This is a genomic window from Streptomyces sp. FH025, assembly GCF_017427025.1.
In the GTDB taxonomy this organism is placed as follows: Bacteria; Actinomycetota; Actinomycetes; order Streptomycetales; family Streptomycetaceae; genus Kitasatospora.
This window is the reverse complement of sequence record NZ_JAFLNG010001178.1, coordinates 1-1246: the sequence shown is the minus strand read 5'-3', so window position 1 is coordinate 1246 and position 1246 is coordinate 1. Positions and strand designations below refer to the sequence as shown.

The 1246-nt window shown below is 74.2% G+C and carries 1 protein-coding gene and 1 pseudogene; both read left to right on the top strand.

Going from position 1 to position 1246, the window contains the following annotated elements; genetic code table 11:
- The first annotated feature begins 41 nt into the window (after positions 1-41).
- Complete coding sequence (locus J0670_RS38260; RefSeq protein WP_207817371.1) at positions 42-932, top strand: MoxR family ATPase; 891 nt, start codon at positions 42-44, stop codon at positions 930-932.
- Positions 929-1246, top strand: a pseudogene (locus J0670_RS38255) (hypothetical protein); the annotation flags it as partial. The gene J0670_RS38260 and the pseudogene J0670_RS38255, both read left to right, overlap by 4 nt.

The following is a 1246-nucleotide window of genomic DNA, read 5'->3' as shown; positions in this document are numbered from 1 at the left end:
ACAGCGCGAAACGGGCAGGGCGAACCGGAACGGGGCGGGCGATGGCCAGCGGCAGCAACGGGAACGGCGACGGCACGGGCTTCTTCACATCGGTGGCGGACACCGCCGACCGGCTGGCCGCGACCGGCTACCTCGCCTCCACCGCCGTCGCCACCACCGTCTTCCTCGCCGACCGGCTCGGCAAGCCGCTGCTGGTCGAGGGCCCCGCCGGGGTCGGGAAGACCGAACTCGCCAAGGCCGTCGCCGAGCTGGGGCAGGCCCGGCTGGTACGGCTCCAGTGCTACGAGGGCATCGACGAGGCCCGCGCCCTCTACGAGTGGAACCACGCCAAGCAGCTGCTGCGGATCACCGCCGGCCGCGACGAGGGCTGGGACCAGGCCCGCACCGACATCTTCGGCGAGGAGTTCCTGCTCACCCGCCCGCTGCTCACCGCCATCCGCGGCGAGGAGCCGACGGTGCTGCTGATCGACGAGATGGACAAGGCCGACGTCGAGGTGGAGGCGCTGCTGCTGGAGGTGCTCAGCGACTTCCAGGTCACCGTCCCCGAGCTCGGCACCATCACCGCGAGCCGCCGGCCCTTCGTGCTGCTCACCTCCAACGCCACCCGCGAACTCTCCGAGGCGCTGCGCCGCCGCTGCCTCTTCCTCCACCTCGACTACCCGGACGCCGAGTTGGAGCGCCGGATCGTCCGCCTCAAGGTGCCCGGCCTGGACGACACCCTGGCCGCCTCGCTGGTCCGGGTGGTCGGCGCGCTGCGCGTGATGGAGCTGCGCAAGGCGCCGTCCGTCGCCGAGACCATCGACTGGGCCCGTACCCTGCTCGCCCTCGGCGCCGACACCCTGGACGACACCGTCGTCCGGGACACCCTCGGGGTGATCCTCAAGCACCAGGACGACGTCCGCAAGGCCGCCCAGAAGCTCACCCTCGCATGACCACGGCGGGCCCGACCGACACCGCCGCCCGGCTGACCGGCCTGGTCCGCGCCCTGCGCGGGCACGGCCTGCGGATCGGCCCGGCCGAGACGGTGGACGCGGCGGCCGTCGTCGACGTGCTCGGCCTCGCCGACCGCGAGCAGCTGCGGGCCGGCGTGGCCGCCGCCGTGCTGCGCTCGGAGGGCCAACGGGCGGTCTTCGACGCGACGTTCGACCTCTTCTTCCCGCTCGGCGTCGGCACCCCGGAGGCCGTCCGGGCCGACCCTCCCCCGACCCCGGAGGACCCGGAGCCGCCGCGCTACGGCCGCCCCGAC

What these genes read in the sequence shown, in the direction of transcription:
- J0670_RS38260 (WP_207817371.1), top strand. Translation starts at nt 42, where the DNA reads ATGGCCAGCGGCAGCAACGGGAACGGCGACGGCACGGGCTTCTTCACA.